General features: G+C 67.6%; 17 protein-coding genes. 11 read left to right on the forward strand and 6 right to left on the reverse strand.

Features of this window, described 5'->3' with window-relative positions; all coding sequences use genetic code 11:
• Positions 1–27: 27 nt before the first annotated feature.
• The gene (locus FQU96_RS04525) at positions 28–522 is read right to left on the reverse strand and encodes an aromatic-ring-hydroxylating dioxygenase subunit beta (protein ID WP_146539620.1); all 495 of its coding nucleotides are present in this window, start codon (positions 520–522) and stop codon (positions 28–30) included.
• Entirely contained in the window at positions 522–1775 is a 1254-nt protein-coding gene (locus FQU96_RS04530; RefSeq protein ID WP_146539621.1) for a Rieske 2Fe-2S domain-containing protein, read from the reverse strand. The genes FQU96_RS04525 and FQU96_RS04530 overlap by 1 nt, the downstream gene beginning before the upstream one ends.
• A 99-nt stretch (positions 1776–1874) precedes the next feature.
• On the opposite strand from FQU96_RS04530, the gene FQU96_RS04535 reads away from it, so the two are divergent.
• From FQU96_RS04535 to FQU96_RS04545, 3 genes are all read left to right on the forward strand, one after another.
• Positions 1875–3203 carry a phenylacetate--CoA ligase family protein gene (locus tag FQU96_RS04535; protein WP_218574593.1) on the forward strand — a complete coding sequence of 443 codons (1329 nt, stop codon included), beginning with the start codon at positions 1875–1877 and terminating at the stop codon, positions 3201–3203.
• 12 nt (positions 3204–3215) lie between these two features.
• Positions 3216–3809: a TetR/AcrR family transcriptional regulator gene (locus tag FQU96_RS04540; RefSeq protein ID WP_146539622.1), complete on the forward strand. Its 594-nt coding sequence runs from the start codon at positions 3216–3218 to the stop codon at positions 3807–3809.
• A gap of 143 nt (positions 3810–3952) precedes the next feature.
• Positions 3953–4897: a hypothetical protein gene (locus FQU96_RS04545; RefSeq protein WP_146539623.1), complete on the forward strand. Its 945-nt coding sequence runs from the start codon at positions 3953–3955 to the stop codon at positions 4895–4897.
• Here FQU96_RS04545 and FQU96_RS04550 read toward each other — a convergent pair.
• The gene (locus tag FQU96_RS04550) at positions 4876–5223 is read right to left on the reverse strand and encodes a hypothetical protein (protein WP_146539624.1); all 348 of its coding nucleotides are present in this window, start codon (positions 5221–5223) and stop codon (positions 4876–4878) included. The genes FQU96_RS04545 and FQU96_RS04550 overlap by 22 nt on opposite strands.
• A gap of 78 nt (positions 5224–5301) precedes the next feature.
• On the opposite strand from FQU96_RS04550, the gene FQU96_RS04555 reads away from it, so the two are divergent.
• Together FQU96_RS04555 and FQU96_RS04560 are read left to right on the forward strand one after the other, a co-directional pair.
• Positions 5302–5634: a hypothetical protein gene (locus FQU96_RS04555; RefSeq protein WP_146539625.1), complete on the forward strand. Its 333-nt coding sequence runs from the start codon at positions 5302–5304 to the stop codon at positions 5632–5634.
• 103 nt (positions 5635–5737) lie between these two features.
• Positions 5738–6733, forward strand: coding sequence for a DUF6635 family protein (locus FQU96_RS04560; protein ID WP_146539626.1), 996 nt, complete (start codon positions 5738–5740; stop codon positions 6731–6733).
• A gap of 86 nt (positions 6734–6819) precedes the next feature.
• Here FQU96_RS04560 and FQU96_RS04565 read toward each other — a convergent pair whose 3' ends face one another.
• On the reverse strand, positions 6820–7164 hold the full coding sequence (locus FQU96_RS04565; RefSeq protein ID WP_146539627.1) for a hypothetical protein: 345 nt from the start codon (positions 7162–7164) through the stop codon (positions 6820–6822).
• Between the two features lie 343 nt (positions 7165–7507).
• Between FQU96_RS04565 and FQU96_RS04570 the strand changes: the two genes are divergently transcribed.
• Positions 7508–8950 carry a tetratricopeptide repeat protein gene (locus FQU96_RS04570; RefSeq protein WP_146539628.1) on the forward strand — a complete coding sequence of 481 codons (1443 nt, stop codon included), beginning with the start codon at positions 7508–7510 and terminating at the stop codon, positions 8948–8950.
• Between the two features lie 28 nt (positions 8951–8978).
• On the opposite strand, the gene FQU96_RS04575 is transcribed toward FQU96_RS04570, so the two are convergent.
• Entirely contained in the window at positions 8979–9671 is a 693-nt protein-coding gene (locus FQU96_RS04575; protein ID WP_178130309.1) for a LysE family translocator, read from the reverse strand.
• A 7-nt stretch (positions 9672–9678) separates the two neighbouring features.
• Positions 9679–10548: a pyridoxal kinase PdxY gene (gene pdxY, locus FQU96_RS04580; RefSeq protein ID WP_146539630.1), complete on the reverse strand. Its 870-nt coding sequence runs from the start codon at positions 10546–10548 to the stop codon at positions 9679–9681.
• Between the two features lie 77 nt (positions 10549–10625).
• Here pdxY and FQU96_RS04585 point away from each other — a divergent pair, with 77 nt between their 5' ends.
• The 5 genes from FQU96_RS04585 (at position 10626) to sdhA (ending at position 15564) form a co-directional block, all read left to right on the forward strand.
• On the forward strand, positions 10626–11504 hold the full coding sequence (locus FQU96_RS04585; RefSeq protein WP_146539631.1) for a CoA ester lyase: 879 nt from the start codon (positions 10626–10628) through the stop codon (positions 11502–11504).
• Between the two features lie 199 nt (positions 11505–11703).
• A complete protein-coding gene (locus FQU96_RS04590; RefSeq protein ID WP_146539632.1) occupies positions 11704–12753 on the forward strand; it encodes a MaoC family dehydratase in 1050 nt (349 codons plus the stop codon).
• Between the two features lie 179 nt (positions 12754–12932).
• Positions 12933–13331: a succinate dehydrogenase, cytochrome b556 subunit gene (sdhC, locus tag FQU96_RS04595; protein WP_146539633.1), complete on the forward strand. Its 399-nt coding sequence runs from the start codon at positions 12933–12935 to the stop codon at positions 13329–13331.
• Between the two features lie 5 nt (positions 13332–13336).
• Positions 13337–13720 (forward strand): succinate dehydrogenase, hydrophobic membrane anchor protein, encoded by a 384-nt coding sequence (gene sdhD / locus FQU96_RS04600; protein ID WP_146539634.1) that lies wholly within the window; start codon positions 13337–13339, stop codon positions 13718–13720.
• A gap of 2 nt (positions 13721–13722) precedes the next feature.
• The gene (gene sdhA / locus FQU96_RS04605) at positions 13723–15564 is read left to right on the forward strand and encodes a succinate dehydrogenase flavoprotein subunit (RefSeq protein ID WP_146539635.1); all 1842 of its coding nucleotides are present in this window, start codon (positions 13723–13725) and stop codon (positions 15562–15564) included.
• Positions 15565–15573 lie beyond the last annotated feature (9 nt).

Raw genomic sequence — 15573 nt, forward strand, 5'->3', positions numbered from 1 at the left:
TTCTCTCCTCTGGCTGGGAAGCAGCCGCTAGATCAGGAACGACAGCGTGTGCAGCGGCTTGTCGTTGTTCACCAGCGCGACTTTCTTGCTTGCCATCTTCAGGTCGCCGTCCGCCTCGCGTAGCGCGTAGTCGGTGCGGGCCGCCCAGATCGTCTCGCCGCGCAGGTTGGACTCGAACACCATGACGTTGCAGGCGGCATGGATCGTGCCGGCCTGATGGTCCGTGACCTCGACATTGGTGATCAGGTGGCGCAGGCGCGAGCGCGGCTCCTGCGTATAGCGCCGGCCGGTCAGCAGCTGGCGGATGCGCACGCCGATGCGCGAGCGGTTGTCGTAGATGATCGACATCTGCTGCTCGGGGTCGATGTCATCGCCGTTGGCCGGCACCCAGTAGATCCCATCGTCGGTCCACAGCGCCTCCCACTCGGCATAGCGGTGTTCGTCCTGCAGGCGCGCCTCGTGGTAGATGAAGCGCTCGACCCGCCGCAGCAGCGCATCGTCGTCGGCTGTGGGCACGGGCATCAGGCGGCCTCCATCAAGGCGCGATAGTGGCGCCAGATGCCGCGCTGCGGCAGTTCGTCGGTGGCGTGCGCCACCTGGTAGCCGTGCTCGTCGAGGCGCTCGCGGTGGCGTCCGCGGCCGATGAACAGCCATTCCGGATCGCGCATCTGCACGCCGCGCTGGGTGCGCTCGTACATCTCCGAATCGTCGGCCAGCAGCAGGCCGGCGGGTCCCACCGAGCCCATGGTCTGCTGGCGCAGCCGCCGGTTGATGTCGGCGGCGCCCTTGAGCTGCAGAGCGGTCACATGCTGGACCGTGTCGTCGACGGCACGTGCCTGGATGACGAAGATCTGGATCTCGGCGATGAAGAGGTTGGGGAAGATCATGACGTGCGGCGCGCCGTCGATCATGATCTCGGTCGCCTTCTTCTCGCCGCGCGCCGCGTTCATGCGCGCGACGTAGCCGGCCATGCGCTCGGGCGTGGTGCCGAACCAGGCCAGCGGACGGCCCAGACGACGGAACTCGGGCCGCAGATCCACTTCGGTGTGGCCGTTGCCGTAGTCGCGGGTGAGCGCCGTCGACTTCTGGCCGTACAGCGATCCGATGCCGCTGTCGGCGACGCTGAAGATGGAGGAGTGCACGAAGGCTGGGTGATAGCCGTCGGTCTCGTTCTCGATGACGAACTTCCAGTTGGCGCGCACGCGGTGCTGCAAAAAGCCCGCCGTGATCTCGATCTCGCCTTCCGGCGAGGCATCGCACAGGCGGTCGATGGTCTCGGCGGCGCCGCCCAGGTGCTCGGCCAGCGACGGACCGTCCGCCGCGAACGAGCCGAAGACGAAGCCGCGATGGCTGGCCACCCGCGGCACCCGGCCGAGGCCGAGCTTGGACATGTCCTGGCCGCTGTAGCCGGCCGGAAAGGCGAAAGCCGTCAGGTGCCCGTCGTTGGCGAATGTCCAGTTGTGATAGGGGCAGCTGAAGGTCCGCGCATTGCCCTTCGGCACCGTGCAGACCTGGTTGCCGCGGTGCGGGCAGCGGTTGAGCAGCAGCGTCACGGCGCCGGCCGAACTGCGGGTCATGATGATCGGCTGCGGACCGATCGACTTCATGACGAAGTCGCCGGTGTTCGGTATTTCGCTCTCGTGGCCGACATAGACCCAGGTGCGGTACCAGATCTTCCGCAGCTCCTGCTCGAAGATCGCGGTATCGCTGTACAGCGAACCATGGACACGATCCGCTTCGATCAGATGACCCAGATCGCGCGCGCTTGGCGTCATGGCGTCTTCTCCCATCGCGTCCACAATAAATTGACCGGCCGTCCGGTTTATAATAAACATCGACCTTGGAAACAAGAAACATTTCGGGAGAAGACGACCATGGCGACCGCCACCATGCTGCATCCCGACATCGAGCAGCTGGATCGCGACGATCTGCGGGCGATCCAGCACCGCAAGCTGGCGGCGCTCGGCGCGCGTCTGGCGCAGTCGCCGGAATGGGTGGCGCATTTCGCGACCGCCGGCATCCATCCCCGTGACCTGGCCGACCCGCAGGCGCTGGCCGGCGTGCCGTTCCTCGACAAGGCGACGTTGCGGGCGCGTTATCCGTTTCCGCTGCTGGGCGAGCCGGTGAGCAAGGTGACCCGGTTCTGCGCCACGTCGGGAACCACCGGCTTGCCGGTGCTCTTCGGCTACACCGACCATGACCTGAACGAGCTGCTGGCGAAACAGGTCGCGCGCCAGCTCTACTGCCATGGCCTGCGCGCCGGCGATCGCGGCTACAACGGCTTCGGCTTCGGGCTATGGGTCGGCGGCCTGGCCTACGATCTCGGCATGGCGAAGCTGGGCATGGTCAACTTTCCGGTCGGACCCGGCCGCAGCGAGTTGGTTGTGGAATGGCTGCGCGACATGGCGCTCGATTTCGCGTCGGTATCGCCGGTGTTCCTGGCCACCCTGGTGCGCGTCGCCCGCGAGAAGGGCATCGATCCGCGGACAGACTGGACCCTGCGCCATGCCGTCATCGGCGGCCAGTCGGTATCGCGCGCGTTTCGCGACGAGCTGGAAGCGGAGATGCCGGCGGGCTTCAAGACCTACAATACCTACGGCACGACCGAGGCCGGTGGACCTGTCGTCGCCGTCGCCTGCGAGCACAGCCACGATCGTGACGAAATGCATCTCATCAACGAGGACACGGTGCTGACCGAGATCCTCGATCCCGACACGTTCAGGCCCGTTGGCCCCGGCGAGGTGGGCGAGATCGTCGTCACCACGCTCGACAAGCAGGCATCGCCTGTCGTGCGCTGGCGCACCCGCGATCTCGTGCGGGTATCGGATCGTCCCTACGATTGCGCCTGCGGCCGCCAGGGCATGATGACGATCGGCCGCATCATCGGCCGCTCGGACGACATGCTGAAGGTGCGCGGGGTCATCGTCTATCCGTCGCAGATCGAGGACGTCATCGCCGCGACCAAGGGGACGGTGAAGGAGGCGTGGCAGATCTACGTCGATTCCCTGGACCAGGCACCCGGGCGCATGAGTGTCGCCGTCGAATATGAACGCAGCTATAATGGCGTGCCTGACGACCTCGCGGCCAGCATCGGTCGCGATCTGACCAGCCGGCTGGGCCTGAAGGTGCCGGTCGAATGCCACCCGGAAGGGACGCTGCCGCGCTACGAGGCGAAAGCTCAGCGTGTCCAGCTGCGGACGTGAGACAAGGACGATATGGCGCGGACGCAAGCGGAGAATTATGAAGAGGTCCGCCAAGAAATCCTGAGGAAGTCCGCCACGCTCTTCGCCCGCAAGGGCTTTCCCAACAGCAGCATCGCGGACATCGCCGCCGCCAACGGCACCTCGCGCGGGTTGCTCTATCACTATTTCGACTCCAAAGAGGCCCTGCTGCGCGAGATGCTCAACGATCATCTCGACATGATGTACGCCGAGGTCCGCGCGGCGGCGTCAGGACCGGCCGACGTGGCGAGCCGCTTCCGCGATGCGATCCATACGATGGTGCGCATCAACGCCCGCTCGCAGGATCTGCAGGTCGTGCTGCTGCATGATCTGCAGAATCTGAAGGCGTCGGATCAGAAGGTGATCGTGCGCAAGCAAAACGCGATCCTGGCCTGCATCAGCGCGCTGATCGAAGCCTATGACGGCGGCCGCAGGACCGATGGCCGGACATTGAAGGCCTACACCATGATGTTCATGGGCATGGTGAACTACACATACCTCTGGTACGACCCCGACGGACCGGTGGGACCGCAGGAGTACGCCGACATGGTCGTCCAGACGTGCCTCGCCAGCCTCAAGCAGCGCTAGGGCCGGTTCCGCTCGATCGGGACCCGGGAGCGCGGGCGTCCCGCCCGCTCATGTCAGGCGAGAGCGAGGCATTCACCACGATGCGGACGGGACGCCCGCGCCCCCAGGAACATGAGCCTGCGGCCGGCAGCCTCCCGGATGCGATGCTCGTCGTCGGGATCCTGGGAATCGTCGCGGCGTTCGTCGCGTCGGTCGCCCTGCCGCTGGCGACCTACACCACGGTGCTGGCGCTGTTCGGCTTCGCCCATGTCGCGAGCGAACTGCGCTACGTCGATCATCGCTTCGGTGACCGCCTGGATGGCGGCCTCGCCGGGACATTGGCACTGCTGCTGGGCATCGCCGTCGTGCTGCGCCTGGCCGGCCTGCAGGGATGGGTAGCCGCGCCGCTCGCCGTCGGGCTGGAGGTCGGGCTCGGTGCGATCCTGCTGGCCGTGACGGTGGCGCGCATGCGCCGGCGCCGCTGGATCGCCGTCATCGCGGCGCTGGTGTTGATGGCGGGCGCGCTGCTGGCGCCGTTCGAGACGCTGCTGTGCCTGGCGATCGGGCACAACCTCACCCCGCTGGGCTTCCTGGCCGAGGTGTTGCGCGGCGCCGCGCGCCGGCGGGCGTTGGCGCTGGGGGCACTCGCGTTCATCGTGCTGCCGCTGCTGATCGCCACGGGCCTGCCGTTCGCCGGGTTCGCCGCGCTCGGCCTGGTGGCGCCGGAGGCGACGCTGTTCCAGGCCGGCAATCTGACGCGCAATCTCGGTGCCTACGTGCCGGCGTCGGCGCTCTACAGCGACTGGGCGCTGCACGCGTTCGCCGCCTCGGTGTTCGCGCAGTGCATGCATTACATCGCGGTCATCGCCATCCTGCCGCGGTTGATCGATACGGCAAGCCGGCCGCGCCTGGTGTGGCCGGATGCCGCCCGCTTCGGGCGCTATCTCGTGGTCGGTGGTGCGGCACTGGCGGTGGGTTTTGCGCTGGACTACGGCGTGCAACGCCAGCTCTATGCCCTGGCGGCGCTGGTGCATGCCTGGCTGGAACTGCCGGTGTTTGCGCTGGCGCTGGGCGGCGCGGCGGCGGCTCAGGCGAGCCCAAACGCGTAGAGCGCCAGTCCGGCGCCGGTCGATGCGGCATTGGCGATCAGCGACACGGCCAGCGCGCGGCGCAGATCAAGCGGCACGATCAGGCGATAGGCGATCGCTTCCGCCGCGACCACGCCGGTCTCGACAAGCAGTACCGCCAGCGGATAGCCGAGGCCTTCGAGCAGCCACAGGATGGCGCGCCAGGCGATCCCGTGGGTCATCAGCGTCGCCAGCGTCGCGGCCAGGGCGGCGCGCCCGGCATGCCCCCAGCGCAGGGCCCAGGCCAGAATCGCGGCCACCGGCGCTTCGATGGCGCAAGACAGCAGCAGGGCGTCGACCTCACTCACCGCGGATATCCTGTCGAAGCACGCTTTGCCGGCGACGTCGGTTGGCGCAGGATAGCGCGGTTGAGCAGGGAGGGGGCCGTGTCGCGTTGGCTGGTGTCGTTTGCTGTTGTGTCGTTCACGGTGATTGTCGCCCCTGGCGTACGCGCCGACATACCGCCGCCGCCCGGCTCGCAGGAGCGCGCGGCCGCGGCGCTGATCCGCGACCATGGCCATGACTGTCCGCGGGTGACACGCCTGGCGGTGGCACCGGAAGCCGACTCGCAGGCGCTGGCCAAGCAGGGGCTCGACGCCTCGACGGCGACCTGCAGCAACGGCAAGCTGTTCCTGGTCGCCGTGCCCTTCCGTCGCCCTGGCCCACCTCGCCCCGATGCGCCGCCGCCGGCGACGCCCGTGGTTCGGCCGTTACCCTGACGGCAGCTCCGCGCCGCCTGTAGCCCTCGCCGCGGTTGCATCCTATATGCCAGCCGAGTCGTTTGACCGGCAGCGGGAACGCATGGGCTCCGGAGAGCGGAAGATGAGCGTGGAGGCGTTGCCTTCCGTTGCATTGGATCGACAACTGGCACGCGACGTCGTCGACGACGCCGCCCGCCGCTACTTTGCCAGCCGCCGCGATCGCGTGAAGCCGTTCGTCGACCGGCATTTTTCCCTGACCGGCGCGGCGGCGATCCATCGCAAGGCCCTGGGATGGGATCTTGCCCGCGCACCGGCCAACCTGCTGCTGGCCGTCCCGCATCTGGCGGTGCGGCTGGCGGCGACCTGGACTCGCAGCCTGGGTCCGGCGCGCGCTGCCGAATTCCTCAAATCCCGCAAGTTGCTGTTCGACACTGACGTCGCCCGCGAGGTCGAATGGCTGATCATGACGGATTTCCTTGAACTGCCGTTCGGGCAGGGCACACGGCGATCCGACAGGGACGTGCTGGCCGACATGATCCTCAGCGACCCACGTCTGGCCGCTGCGTTCGACGAAGCCCTGACCGAGATCGGGCGCCGGGCGGGCGATGGCGATTTCAGGCGCCGCCTGGAGGACGTGCTGTCGACCTACGCCGGCACGCGTGCGGCCTCCGCCGACATCGCCACCTCGCTGTTGTCGCTGGCGACAGGCGCGATGGCCCTGAAGCAGGCGACCCCCGGCATGGTCAGCCTGGGGCCGGCGCTGGCCGCCGTGATCGCGCACAACGCCGCCGTGGCGTCCTTTCCGCTGGGGGCATGGGCGGGCGGCATCTGGTACGGCATGTTTCCCGTCGCCGCCACGCCCGCCCTGGTCGCGTCGGTCACCGGCGGTCTGCTGCTGGTGGCGGCCATGGCCGGTGCCTTCGCCGGCGTCGTGACGGATCCGGTGCAGCGCCGGTTGGGCCTGCATCGTCGGCGCCTGATCCGGCTGGTCGCGGCGCTCGAAGACGGCTTCTTCAGGGATGCCGGCAAGGGCTTCGTGGCCCGCGATCAGTACGTCGCACGGCTGCTGGACCTCGCCGACATGATTGGCAGCGCCTGGCGCTTGGCGGTGAAATAAGCCGCGGCTTGATCACACAAATCGCCCGCTCCTGGCGGGAGCGGGCGACGGCTGCAGATGATGTCGTCTGCGGGCGCTGGCCGACACTAACAGTTGCGGTGGCGCCAGGCGGCTTCCTCGAGCGTGCGCGGTCGGCCGCCACCGCAGTAGCCGTGTCCATTCCGGCCGTTCTGGGAACGCCAATGGCGCTCGCGCTCGCGTTCACGCTCACGGGCCCGCTGCCGCTCGGCCTCGCGCCGCTGCTCCCAGGCGCGTTGGCGCTCGATCTCGCGCTGGCGCTGCCACTCCTGCTGCCGGCGCCAATCCTCGCGGCGCTGCCAGTCCGTGCGCTCGTGCCAGCCGTCGCGGGCGAATGCCGGGGCAACGGTCGGGCCAACGATGCCCACCGTCAGCGCGGCGGCCACCGCAGCGGCGATCAGCTTCGTCTTCATCGCATCCTCCTTTGCCGTTACCCCTGAACGTGAGGATCGATTGTGGCGACCAAAGGTCTCCAAATGTGACCAGTGATGGGCGGCCGGTAGTTTCCTGGTGGTGACGGTCGCCGCACCGGCTGTGCAATTCCGGCTGGCGATGGTCAGGCGGAAATGGCTGACGGCTGGCTCAGAAACCGGTTCCGGGAGCGTTTTCCGCACGTTCTGGGCACCAGATAGCGCGACGCATCCAGGCGGCGGGTGCTATGCTGGGGTCCGCAGGGAAGCTCGATGCCCGAGCTGCGGCCCCGTCTGACGGGGTGCGGCGCGGCGTCGGCAAGGCCGGCGTGGGGACGGATCGACCGTGAAGGACGTGGCAGGATTCGGCGGCAATGGCGGTGGCAGCGGCGGTGACGATCCACCGGCGGCCGAGCTACGCCCGCTGTTCCTGGGCGAGGAGGACAGCTTCAACCGGCAGATGCGATTGGCGGCCGCCGCCCATCGCAGCGGCCGGCTGGAGGAGGCCATCACCAGCTACATGCGCCTGCTGGCGGTGCGGCCGTATCATGCCGAACTGCACAACAACCTCGGCGTGGCGCTGCGCATCATCGGCAAGCTCGATGCCGCTGTGGCGCATCACCGCACCTCGCTGGCGCTGGACCCGGACAACGCGGCGCTGCACTCCAACCTCGGCAATGCCCTGCGCGCTGCCAACAGCCTTGACGAGGCCGTGCGCCATCACTTCCGCGCCGTCTCGCTGAAGCCTGACTATGCCGAGGGGTTCTTCAATCTGGGGCTCTGCCTGCGCGATCTCGGACGCGTGGATGAGGCCTTGGGCTGCCTGTCGCGCTCGCTGCAACTGGCGCCGCAGAACACGCGAGCCCGGGTCGAGATCGCCATCGCCCACCTGATGCGCGGCGACTTCACGGCCGGCTTCGCCGAGTACGAATGGCGCAAGCAGTTGCCCGATGTGCCGCCGCCCGAGTTCCGGCAACCGGCCTGGGATGGCGGCCCCCTGGGCGGCAAGCGCATCCTGCTCTACCCGGAGCAGGGCCTGTCCGACGTGCTGCTGTTCGTGCGCTATGCGCGCGAGTTGAAGCGGCGCGGCGCCACGGTCCTGGTGCTGTGCCAGGCACTGCTCAAGGACCTGCTGCTGTCCGTCGACTACATCGACCGTGTCGTGGCCGAGGGCGAGCAGCTGCCCGACTTCGATCTGCACGTGTCGTTGTTGTCGCTGCCCTATCTGTGCGGCGTCGATGTGCCGGCGGCCACGGCGATCGAGCCCTACTTCAAGCCGCCGCCAGAAAGCCGGATCCGGCTCGGCAAGCTGCCCCGGGCGCGGCTGCGTATCGGCCTCTACTGGGCGGCGATGCCGGGCCAGCAGCTCGATCGCCAGCGCTCCATTCCGCTGGCTGAGTTCATGGCGCTGGCCGGCGATCCGGAACTGCTGTTCTTCAGCCTGCAGGGCGGCGCTCACCAGAAGGATATCCAGCAGCTGGGCGCCAACGGGCTGCTGCACGATGTGGGTCGCGGCATCTACGATTTCGCCGAGGCCGCAACGGCCCTGTCGCAGCTCGACCTGCTGCTGACAATCGATGCACCGATCACGCATCTTGCCGCCGGCATGGGCATGCCGACATGGCTGCTGCTGCCGACAGTGTGCGACTGGCGCTGGATGCACGGCCGCGACACCAGCCCGTGGTATCCCAGCGTGCGCATCTTCCGGCAGACCATACCGGGAGACTGGCGCGGCGTCGTCGACCGGGTACGCACCGAGCTCGACATCATGAAGACGACGGTGGGGTAGTAGCGCGTTCTCCGCGCGCGAAGAGAACCTACGGCAGTCCCGCGGCCGCCTTCACCGACGTCCAGTTGATCGGCAGAACCGAGATCGCCGCCAGCAGGCCGAAGCCGCCCAGGGCAGCGCCCGAGACTCGGTTGAGCCAGATCAGGCCGCCGCCCACGAACCAGCTGCGGGCGGCCGACGAGACCAGCACCAGGGCCGCCCACCACGCCAGTGCGCCAACCAGCACGCCTGCGATCAGGATGGTGGCGGCGAGCATGTCGCTGCCGACATTGCTCAGCCCGCGGCTGGCGAACACGGCGCCGAAAGCCATCACGGTGATCGGGTTGAAAACGGTGATGAAGAAGCTGGAGCTGAGGTAGTGCAGGTACGTCAGGTAGGGATGTGCCCGATCGGCGGCGACGGGATCGCCGATCGTGCGAGGCCGATGGTGGTAGTAGGACCAGCCCATCCACATCAGCAGCACGCCGCCGACGGCGCGGATCACCGTCTCGTAGTGGGTGATGAACTCAGCGACATAGCTCAGGCCGAAGGCAGCCATGCCGCCGAACACCGCATCGCCGGCGGCGGCACCGACACCGGTGGCATAACCGGCGAGCGCGCCATGCGAAATGGCGCGCTGAATGCACAGGATGCCGGCGGGCCCGATCGGCAAGGCGATCAGGAAGCCGATGACGGCGCCCTCGATGCCGAGATAGATCGGGTCGATGCCATCGAGCAGCAAGAGCACCTCAGAGCCGGACGGCCGCGAACGAGCGCGGCGGTGCGACCAGCGTGTCCTGCGCCGCGATCAACTGCAACTCGCGTTCGCCGGCCACCGATGTTGCCTGAAGGACCGCGAAGATGGCCGAGGCGGCATAGGACAGCGCGGCGGCCACATCGCGCGTTTTCAGCCATTGCGCCAGGAACAGCGCGGCCACGGCATCGCCGGTGCCGTTGGGGGCCACGGCGAAAGCCAGCAGCGGCGTCACGATGCGCCATGCGCCGCCGGCCGTCACGGCCATCATCTCGATCGAGTCGTCCGCCGTGGCCGCATGCCGCAGGCTGGTGATCAGCACGATGGCGGGGCCGGCCGCATGGCTATTGGGCGCCAGCAGCGTCCGCGCCGCCGCATGCGCGCCGTCCAGCGTCGTCACGGTGCGGCCGGTCAGCAGCTCGAGCTCGAAATGATTGGGCGTCACGATGTCTGCCAGGGGGACGGCGCGCTGGCGGAAGAACTCCGGAATGCCCGGACGCACGAAGACGCCGCGGCCGACGTCGCCGATCACCGGGTCGCAGCACCATATCGCGGCGGGATTGGCGTTTCGCACGGCGGCTACGGCATCGAGCACCACCTCGCCCAGGGCTGCGTCGCCGAGATAGCCGCTCAGCACGGCATCACAGCACGGCAGCACGCCGCGCTCGCGGATGCCCTCGATGACATCGCGCACTTGATCGGGTGCGGCGACGCGTCCCTTCCATGCACCGTATCCAGTGTGGTTGGAGAATTCGACCGTATTGACGGCCCACACTTCGTGGCCCAGCCGTTGCAACGGAAAGGCTGCCGCCCGGTTGCCGACGTAACCATAGGCCACATGAGACTGGATCGACAGGATTCGCATGCCGGGCGGCTATGGGTTGTTACATCGGTTGATCGCTATATAGTCCGCCGCGCTTGCCGGGGGGAGAGGATTTCGCCATGACTGCCACTGTCCGACCGCGCCGCAGCGTGCTCTACATGCCCGGCGCCAACACGCGTGCGCTGGAAAAGGCCCGCACCTTGCCGGCCGACGCGCTGATCTTCGACCTCGAGGACGCCGTGGCGCCCGACGCCAAGGCGGCGGCACGCGCCAATGTCGTGGCCGCTGCCGCCAGCCGCGCCTACGGCAAGCGCGAGATCGTCATTCGCGCCAATGGCCTGGGCACCCCGTGGGGCCGTGACGACATCGTCGCCATTGCCGGTTCGGGTGCCGACGCGGTGCTGGTGCCGAAGCTGGAAGGCGCCGCCGACGTGGCCGCCGTGGTCGAACTGCTGGACGAAGCCGGCGCGCCGCCGTCGATGGCGATGTGGGGCATGATGGAGACGCCGCGCGGCATTTTGCACGCCGAGGAGATCGCGTCCGCCTCGTCGCGGCTGGCCTGCTTCGTGATGGGCACCAATGATCTGGTGAAGGATCTGCGCGCGCGCCATACGCCCATGCGGTTGCCGATGATGGTCGCGCTGGGGGTGACCATGCTGGCGGCGCGCGCCAGTGGCCTCGCAATCCTCGACGGCGTCTACAACGACATCCAGGACGCCGAGGGCTTCCGGGCGTCCTGTGTGCAGGGCCTGGAGATGGGCTTCGACGGCAAGACGCTGATCCATCCCAGCCAGGTCGAGCCCTGCAACGAGGTCTTCGCGCCCACGGCGGCAGATCTCGCGATGGCGGAGAAGATCGTCACGGCATTCGATCAGGCGCGCGCGGCCGGCAAGGGCGTGGTCACCGTCGACGGACGCATGATCGAGAATCTTCACGTCGAGCAGGCCCAGCGCCAGCTCGCGCTCGCCAAGGCAATCGCCGCCCTCGCCGGCGCCTGATGTCTTCACCTCTCCCGCAAGCGGGAGAGGTCGACGGGCGCGCAGCGTCCGGTCAGGTTTATCGGCCGTCGGCCGATAAACCGAGGTGAGGGGATACACACGAGGAGCCGAGTCCTTGGGCCCTCACCTTCCCATCGTGCTGCGCACGATGGGCCCCTTCCTCTCCCGCGTGCGGGAGAGGAGAGCACGGAGCCCGACAATGACCAAGACCAACGCCGGCAATTTCTTCGAGGATTTTCGCATCGGGCAGGAGCTGGTCCATGCCACGCCGCGCACCGTCACGTCGGGCGACGTGGCGTTGTACACGGCGCTCTACGGTACGCGCTTCGCCCTGCAGTCGTCCGATGCCTTCGCGCAGTCGCTGGGCCTGCCGCGCGCACCGGTCGACGACCTGCTGGTCTTCCATATCGTGTTCGGCAAGACCGTGCCGGACGTGTCGCTCAATGCGATCGCCAATCTCGGTTACGCCGAGTGCCGCTTCGGCGCGTCGGTCTATCCCGGCGACACGCTGTCGACCCGGTCGGTGGTCATCGGCCTGCGCGAGAACTCGAACCGCGAGAGCGGTGTCGTGCATGTGCGCTCGACCGGTCGCAACCAGCACGGTGAAGTCGTGCTCGACTACGTGCGCTGGGTGATGGTGCGCAAGCGTGATCCCAAGGCCGAGCTTCCCGTGGCCGTGACGCCCAAGCTGGCGCCGGCCGTCGCGGCGAGCGACCTCGTGGTGCCGGCCGGCCTGTCGCTTGGGTCCTATGACGCGCAGCTCGCCGGTGCGACGCATCGCTGGCGTGACTACGACATCGGCGAGCGTGTCGACCACGTCGATGGCATGACCATCGAGGAGGCCGAGCACATGATCGCCACGCGCCTCTACCAGAACACGGCCAAGGTGCATTTCGATCAGCGCCTGGCTGCCGGCAGTCGATTCGGCCGGCGCCTGATCTATGGCGGCCACATCATTTCGCTGGCGCGGGCCTTGTCGTTCAACGGCCTCGCCAATGCCTTACGGCTGGCTGCGATCAATGCCGGCAGTCACACCAACCCGACCCTGGCCGGCGACACGATCTACGCCTGGTCGGAGGTGACCGACAAAGCCGAGCTCGCGCATCGCACCGACGTCGGCGCGTTGCGCCTGCGCACGCTCGCCGTCAAGAACGCACCGTCATCAGCCTTTCCGGACAAGTCGGCGGATGGCCGGACCGACCCTGCGGTCGTCCTCGACCTCGACTATTGGGTGCTGATGCCGCGCTGATCTGCGGCTCCAGCGGGACCGCATTGCGTGATGTGCAAGGCACTCGGTTTCGATGCGCAACGCGGTGGTTGGTGCTATGCGTTGACTTGCTCGCCGCGAGGACTAAAGTGCCCGCCGTGGCCGGGTCTTTGCGGACGATTCGTCCGCGCAGACCCGGCATCATCGTTTCCGGGACAGGCATGAGCACAGCCGACCGGCCGGTTTCACGGCCACTTTCTCCCCACCTGCAGGTCTATCGGCCGCAGCTCACATCAATGCTGTCGATCACGCACCGCGCCACCGGCATCGCGCTGGCGGTGGGGCTGGTGTGGCTGGTCGTCTGGATCTGCGCTGCGGCGTCGGATGCCAGCACCTACGGCGCCATCGCGTCCTTCAACGGCTCGATCCTCGGTCGAATCTTCCTGTTCGGCTGGACGGCCAGTCTTTTCTATCACCTGTTCAACGGCATCCGGCATCTGTTCTGGGACGCCGGCTACGGGCTCGAGTTGAAGGAAGCTTATGCCAGCGGCTGGATGGTGCTCGCCGCGACGGCCGTTTGCACGATTGGCAGCTGGCTGATCGCCAGCCTGGTGAGGTAAGGGCCATGGCCGATCTTCGCTCACCGCTCGCCCGCGTGCGCGGCCTGGGTTCAGCCCAGGACGGCACGCATCATTGGTGGCTGCAGCGTGTCACGGCGATAGCGCTGGTGCCGCTGGTGGTGTGGTTCATCATCTCGATGCTGCGCGTGGCGCCCGAAGGCCAGGCGGCGGTGCGCGCCTGGATCGCCTCGCCGATCACCATGACCATGCTGATCCTCTTCATCGCCGTCGGGCTGTGGCACGCGGCGCTGGGCATGCAGGTCGTGATCGAGGACTACGTGCATACCAAGGGCTGGCGCATCGGGCTGGACCTGGCAGTGAAATTCATCGCCGCGGCCCTGATCGTCGCCGGCATCGTGGCGATCTTCAAAATCGCGTTCGGAGGCTAGTCATGCCGCTCGACGACAAGAAGGGCAACGGCAATGGTGCCGCCGGCACGGTGTCCATTGGTGGTCGCGCCTACAAGGTCATTGATCATACCTACGACGTCGTGGTCGTTGGTGCCGGCGGCGCCGGCCTGCGTGCCACCTTCGGCATTGCTGCCAAAGGGCTGAAGACCGCCTGCATCAGCAAGGTGTTCCCCACGCGCAGCCATACCGTGGCGGCGCAGGGCGGCATTTCGGCGGCGCTGGGCAACATGGGTGCCGACGACTGGCGCTGGCACATGTACGACACCGTCAAGGGGTCGGACTGGCTCGGCGACCAGGACGCCATCGAGTACATGTGCCGCGAGGCGATTCCGGCGATCATCGAGCTGGAGCACTACGGCGTGCCGTTCAGCCGCACGGCCGAGGGCAAGATCTACCAGCGTCCGTTCGGCGGCATGACGACGGAGTTCGGCAAGGGCATCGCACAGCGCACCTGCGCCGCTGCCGACCGCACCGGCCATGCCATCCTGCATACGCTCTACCAGCAGTCGCTGAAGCACCACGCCGAGTTCTTCATCGAGTATTTCGCGCTCGACCTGATCATGGACGAGGGCGTCTGCCGCGGCGTAATGGCGTGGAACCTCGATGACGGCACGATCCATCGCTTCCGCGCCCACATGGTGGTGCTGGCCACCGGTGGCTACGGCCGGGCCTACTTCTCGGCGACCTCGGCGCATACCTGCACCGGTGACGGCGGCGCCATGGCCTTGCGTGCCGGCCTGCCCATGCAGGATATGGAGTTCATCCAATTCCACCCCACGGGGATCTACGGTGCCGGCTGCCTGATCACCGAGGGCGTGCGCGGCGAGGGCGGCTACCTCACCAACGCCAACGGTGAGCGCTTCATGGAGCGCTATGCGCCGTCGGCCAAGGATCTTGCCTCGCGCGACGTGGTCAGCCGCTCGATGACCATCGAGATCCGCGAAGGTCGCGGCTGCGGGCCCAACAAGGCCTACATCGACCTGCACATCGAGCACCTCGAGCCCAAGGTGATTCACGAGCGCCTGCCGGGCATCGCCGAGACGGCGCGCATCTTTGCCGGCGTGGATGTCACCAAGCAGCCGATCCCGATCGTGCCGACCTGCCACTACAACATGGGCGGCGTGCCCACCAACTTCCGCTGCGAGGTGGTGACCGTGAAGGACGGTGACCCCAATGTGGTGGTGCCGGGCCTGATGGCGATCGGCGAGGCGGCCTGCGTCTCGGTGCACGGCGCCAACCGGCTGGGCTCCAATTCGCTGCTCGACCTGGTGGTGTTCGGCCGTTCGGCGGCGATCCGCGCCGGCGAGGTCGTGCAGGCGGGTGCTGCGCACAAGTCGCTGCCCAACGCGGGCGAGGACGCCATCGCACGGCTCGACAGGGCGCGTCATGCCAGCGGCGGCACGGGCACGGCGCAACTGCGCCTGGACATGCAGAACGCCATGCAGAGCGATTGTGCCGTGTTCCGCACGCAGAAGACGCTGGATGAAGGCTGCAAGCGGCTCGACACGGTGTTCGGCGCCAAGACCGATATCCGGGTCAAGGACCGCTCGATGATCTGGAACTCGGACCTGGTCGAGACCCTGGAGTTCGAGAACCTTGTGCTGCAGGCGCAGGCCACCGTGCGCTCGGCGGCCAACCGCACCGAAAGCCGCGGCGCGCATGCGCGCGAGGATTTCCCGGAGCGCGACGACAAGAACTGGCTGAAGCACTCGGTGATCTGGGTCGACGACAAGGGTGGTACCAAGATCGACTACCGCCCGGTCAAGCTTCAGCCGATGAGCAACGACGTGCAATCCTTCCCGCCCAAGGCGCGGGTCTACTGAGCGGCAGGC

It is taken from the genome of Reyranella sp. CPCC 100927, from assembly GCF_007859315.1.
Classification (GTDB): Bacteria; Pseudomonadota; Alphaproteobacteria; order Reyranellales; family Reyranellaceae; genus Vineibacter.

Coding starts and splice junctions, on each gene's coding strand:
- FQU96_RS04525 (WP_146539620.1), bottom strand. CDS start 522: ATGCCCGTGCCCACAGCCGACGACGATGCGCTGCTGCGGCGGGTCGAG.
- FQU96_RS04530 (WP_146539621.1), bottom strand. CDS start 1,775: ATGACGCCAAGCGCGCGCGATCTGGGTCATCTGATCGAAGCGGATCGT.
- FQU96_RS04535 (WP_218574593.1), top strand. CDS start 1,875: ATGGCGACCGCCACCATGCTGCATCCCGACATCGAGCAGCTGGATCGC.
- FQU96_RS04540 (WP_146539622.1), top strand. CDS start 3,216: ATGGCGCGGACGCAAGCGGAGAATTATGAAGAGGTCCGCCAAGAAATC.
- FQU96_RS04545 (WP_146539623.1), top strand. CDS start 3,953: ATGCTCGTCGTCGGGATCCTGGGAATCGTCGCGGCGTTCGTCGCGTCG.
- FQU96_RS04560 (WP_146539626.1), top strand. CDS start 5,738: ATGAGCGTGGAGGCGTTGCCTTCCGTTGCATTGGATCGACAACTGGCA.
- FQU96_RS04565 (WP_146539627.1), bottom strand. CDS start 7,164: ATGAAGACGAAGCTGATCGCCGCTGCGGTGGCCGCCGCGCTGACGGTG.
- pdxY (WP_146539630.1), bottom strand. CDS start 10,548: ATGCGAATCCTGTCGATCCAGTCTCATGTGGCCTATGGTTACGTCGGC.
- FQU96_RS04585 (WP_146539631.1), top strand. CDS start 10,626: ATGACTGCCACTGTCCGACCGCGCCGCAGCGTGCTCTACATGCCCGGC.
- FQU96_RS04590 (WP_146539632.1), top strand. CDS start 11,704: ATGACCAAGACCAACGCCGGCAATTTCTTCGAGGATTTTCGCATCGGG.
- sdhC (WP_146539633.1), top strand. CDS start 12,933: ATGAGCACAGCCGACCGGCCGGTTTCACGGCCACTTTCTCCCCACCTG.
- sdhD (WP_146539634.1), top strand. CDS start 13,337: ATGGCCGATCTTCGCTCACCGCTCGCCCGCGTGCGCGGCCTGGGTTCA.
- sdhA (WP_146539635.1), top strand. CDS start 13,723: ATGCCGCTCGACGACAAGAAGGGCAACGGCAATGGTGCCGCCGGCACG.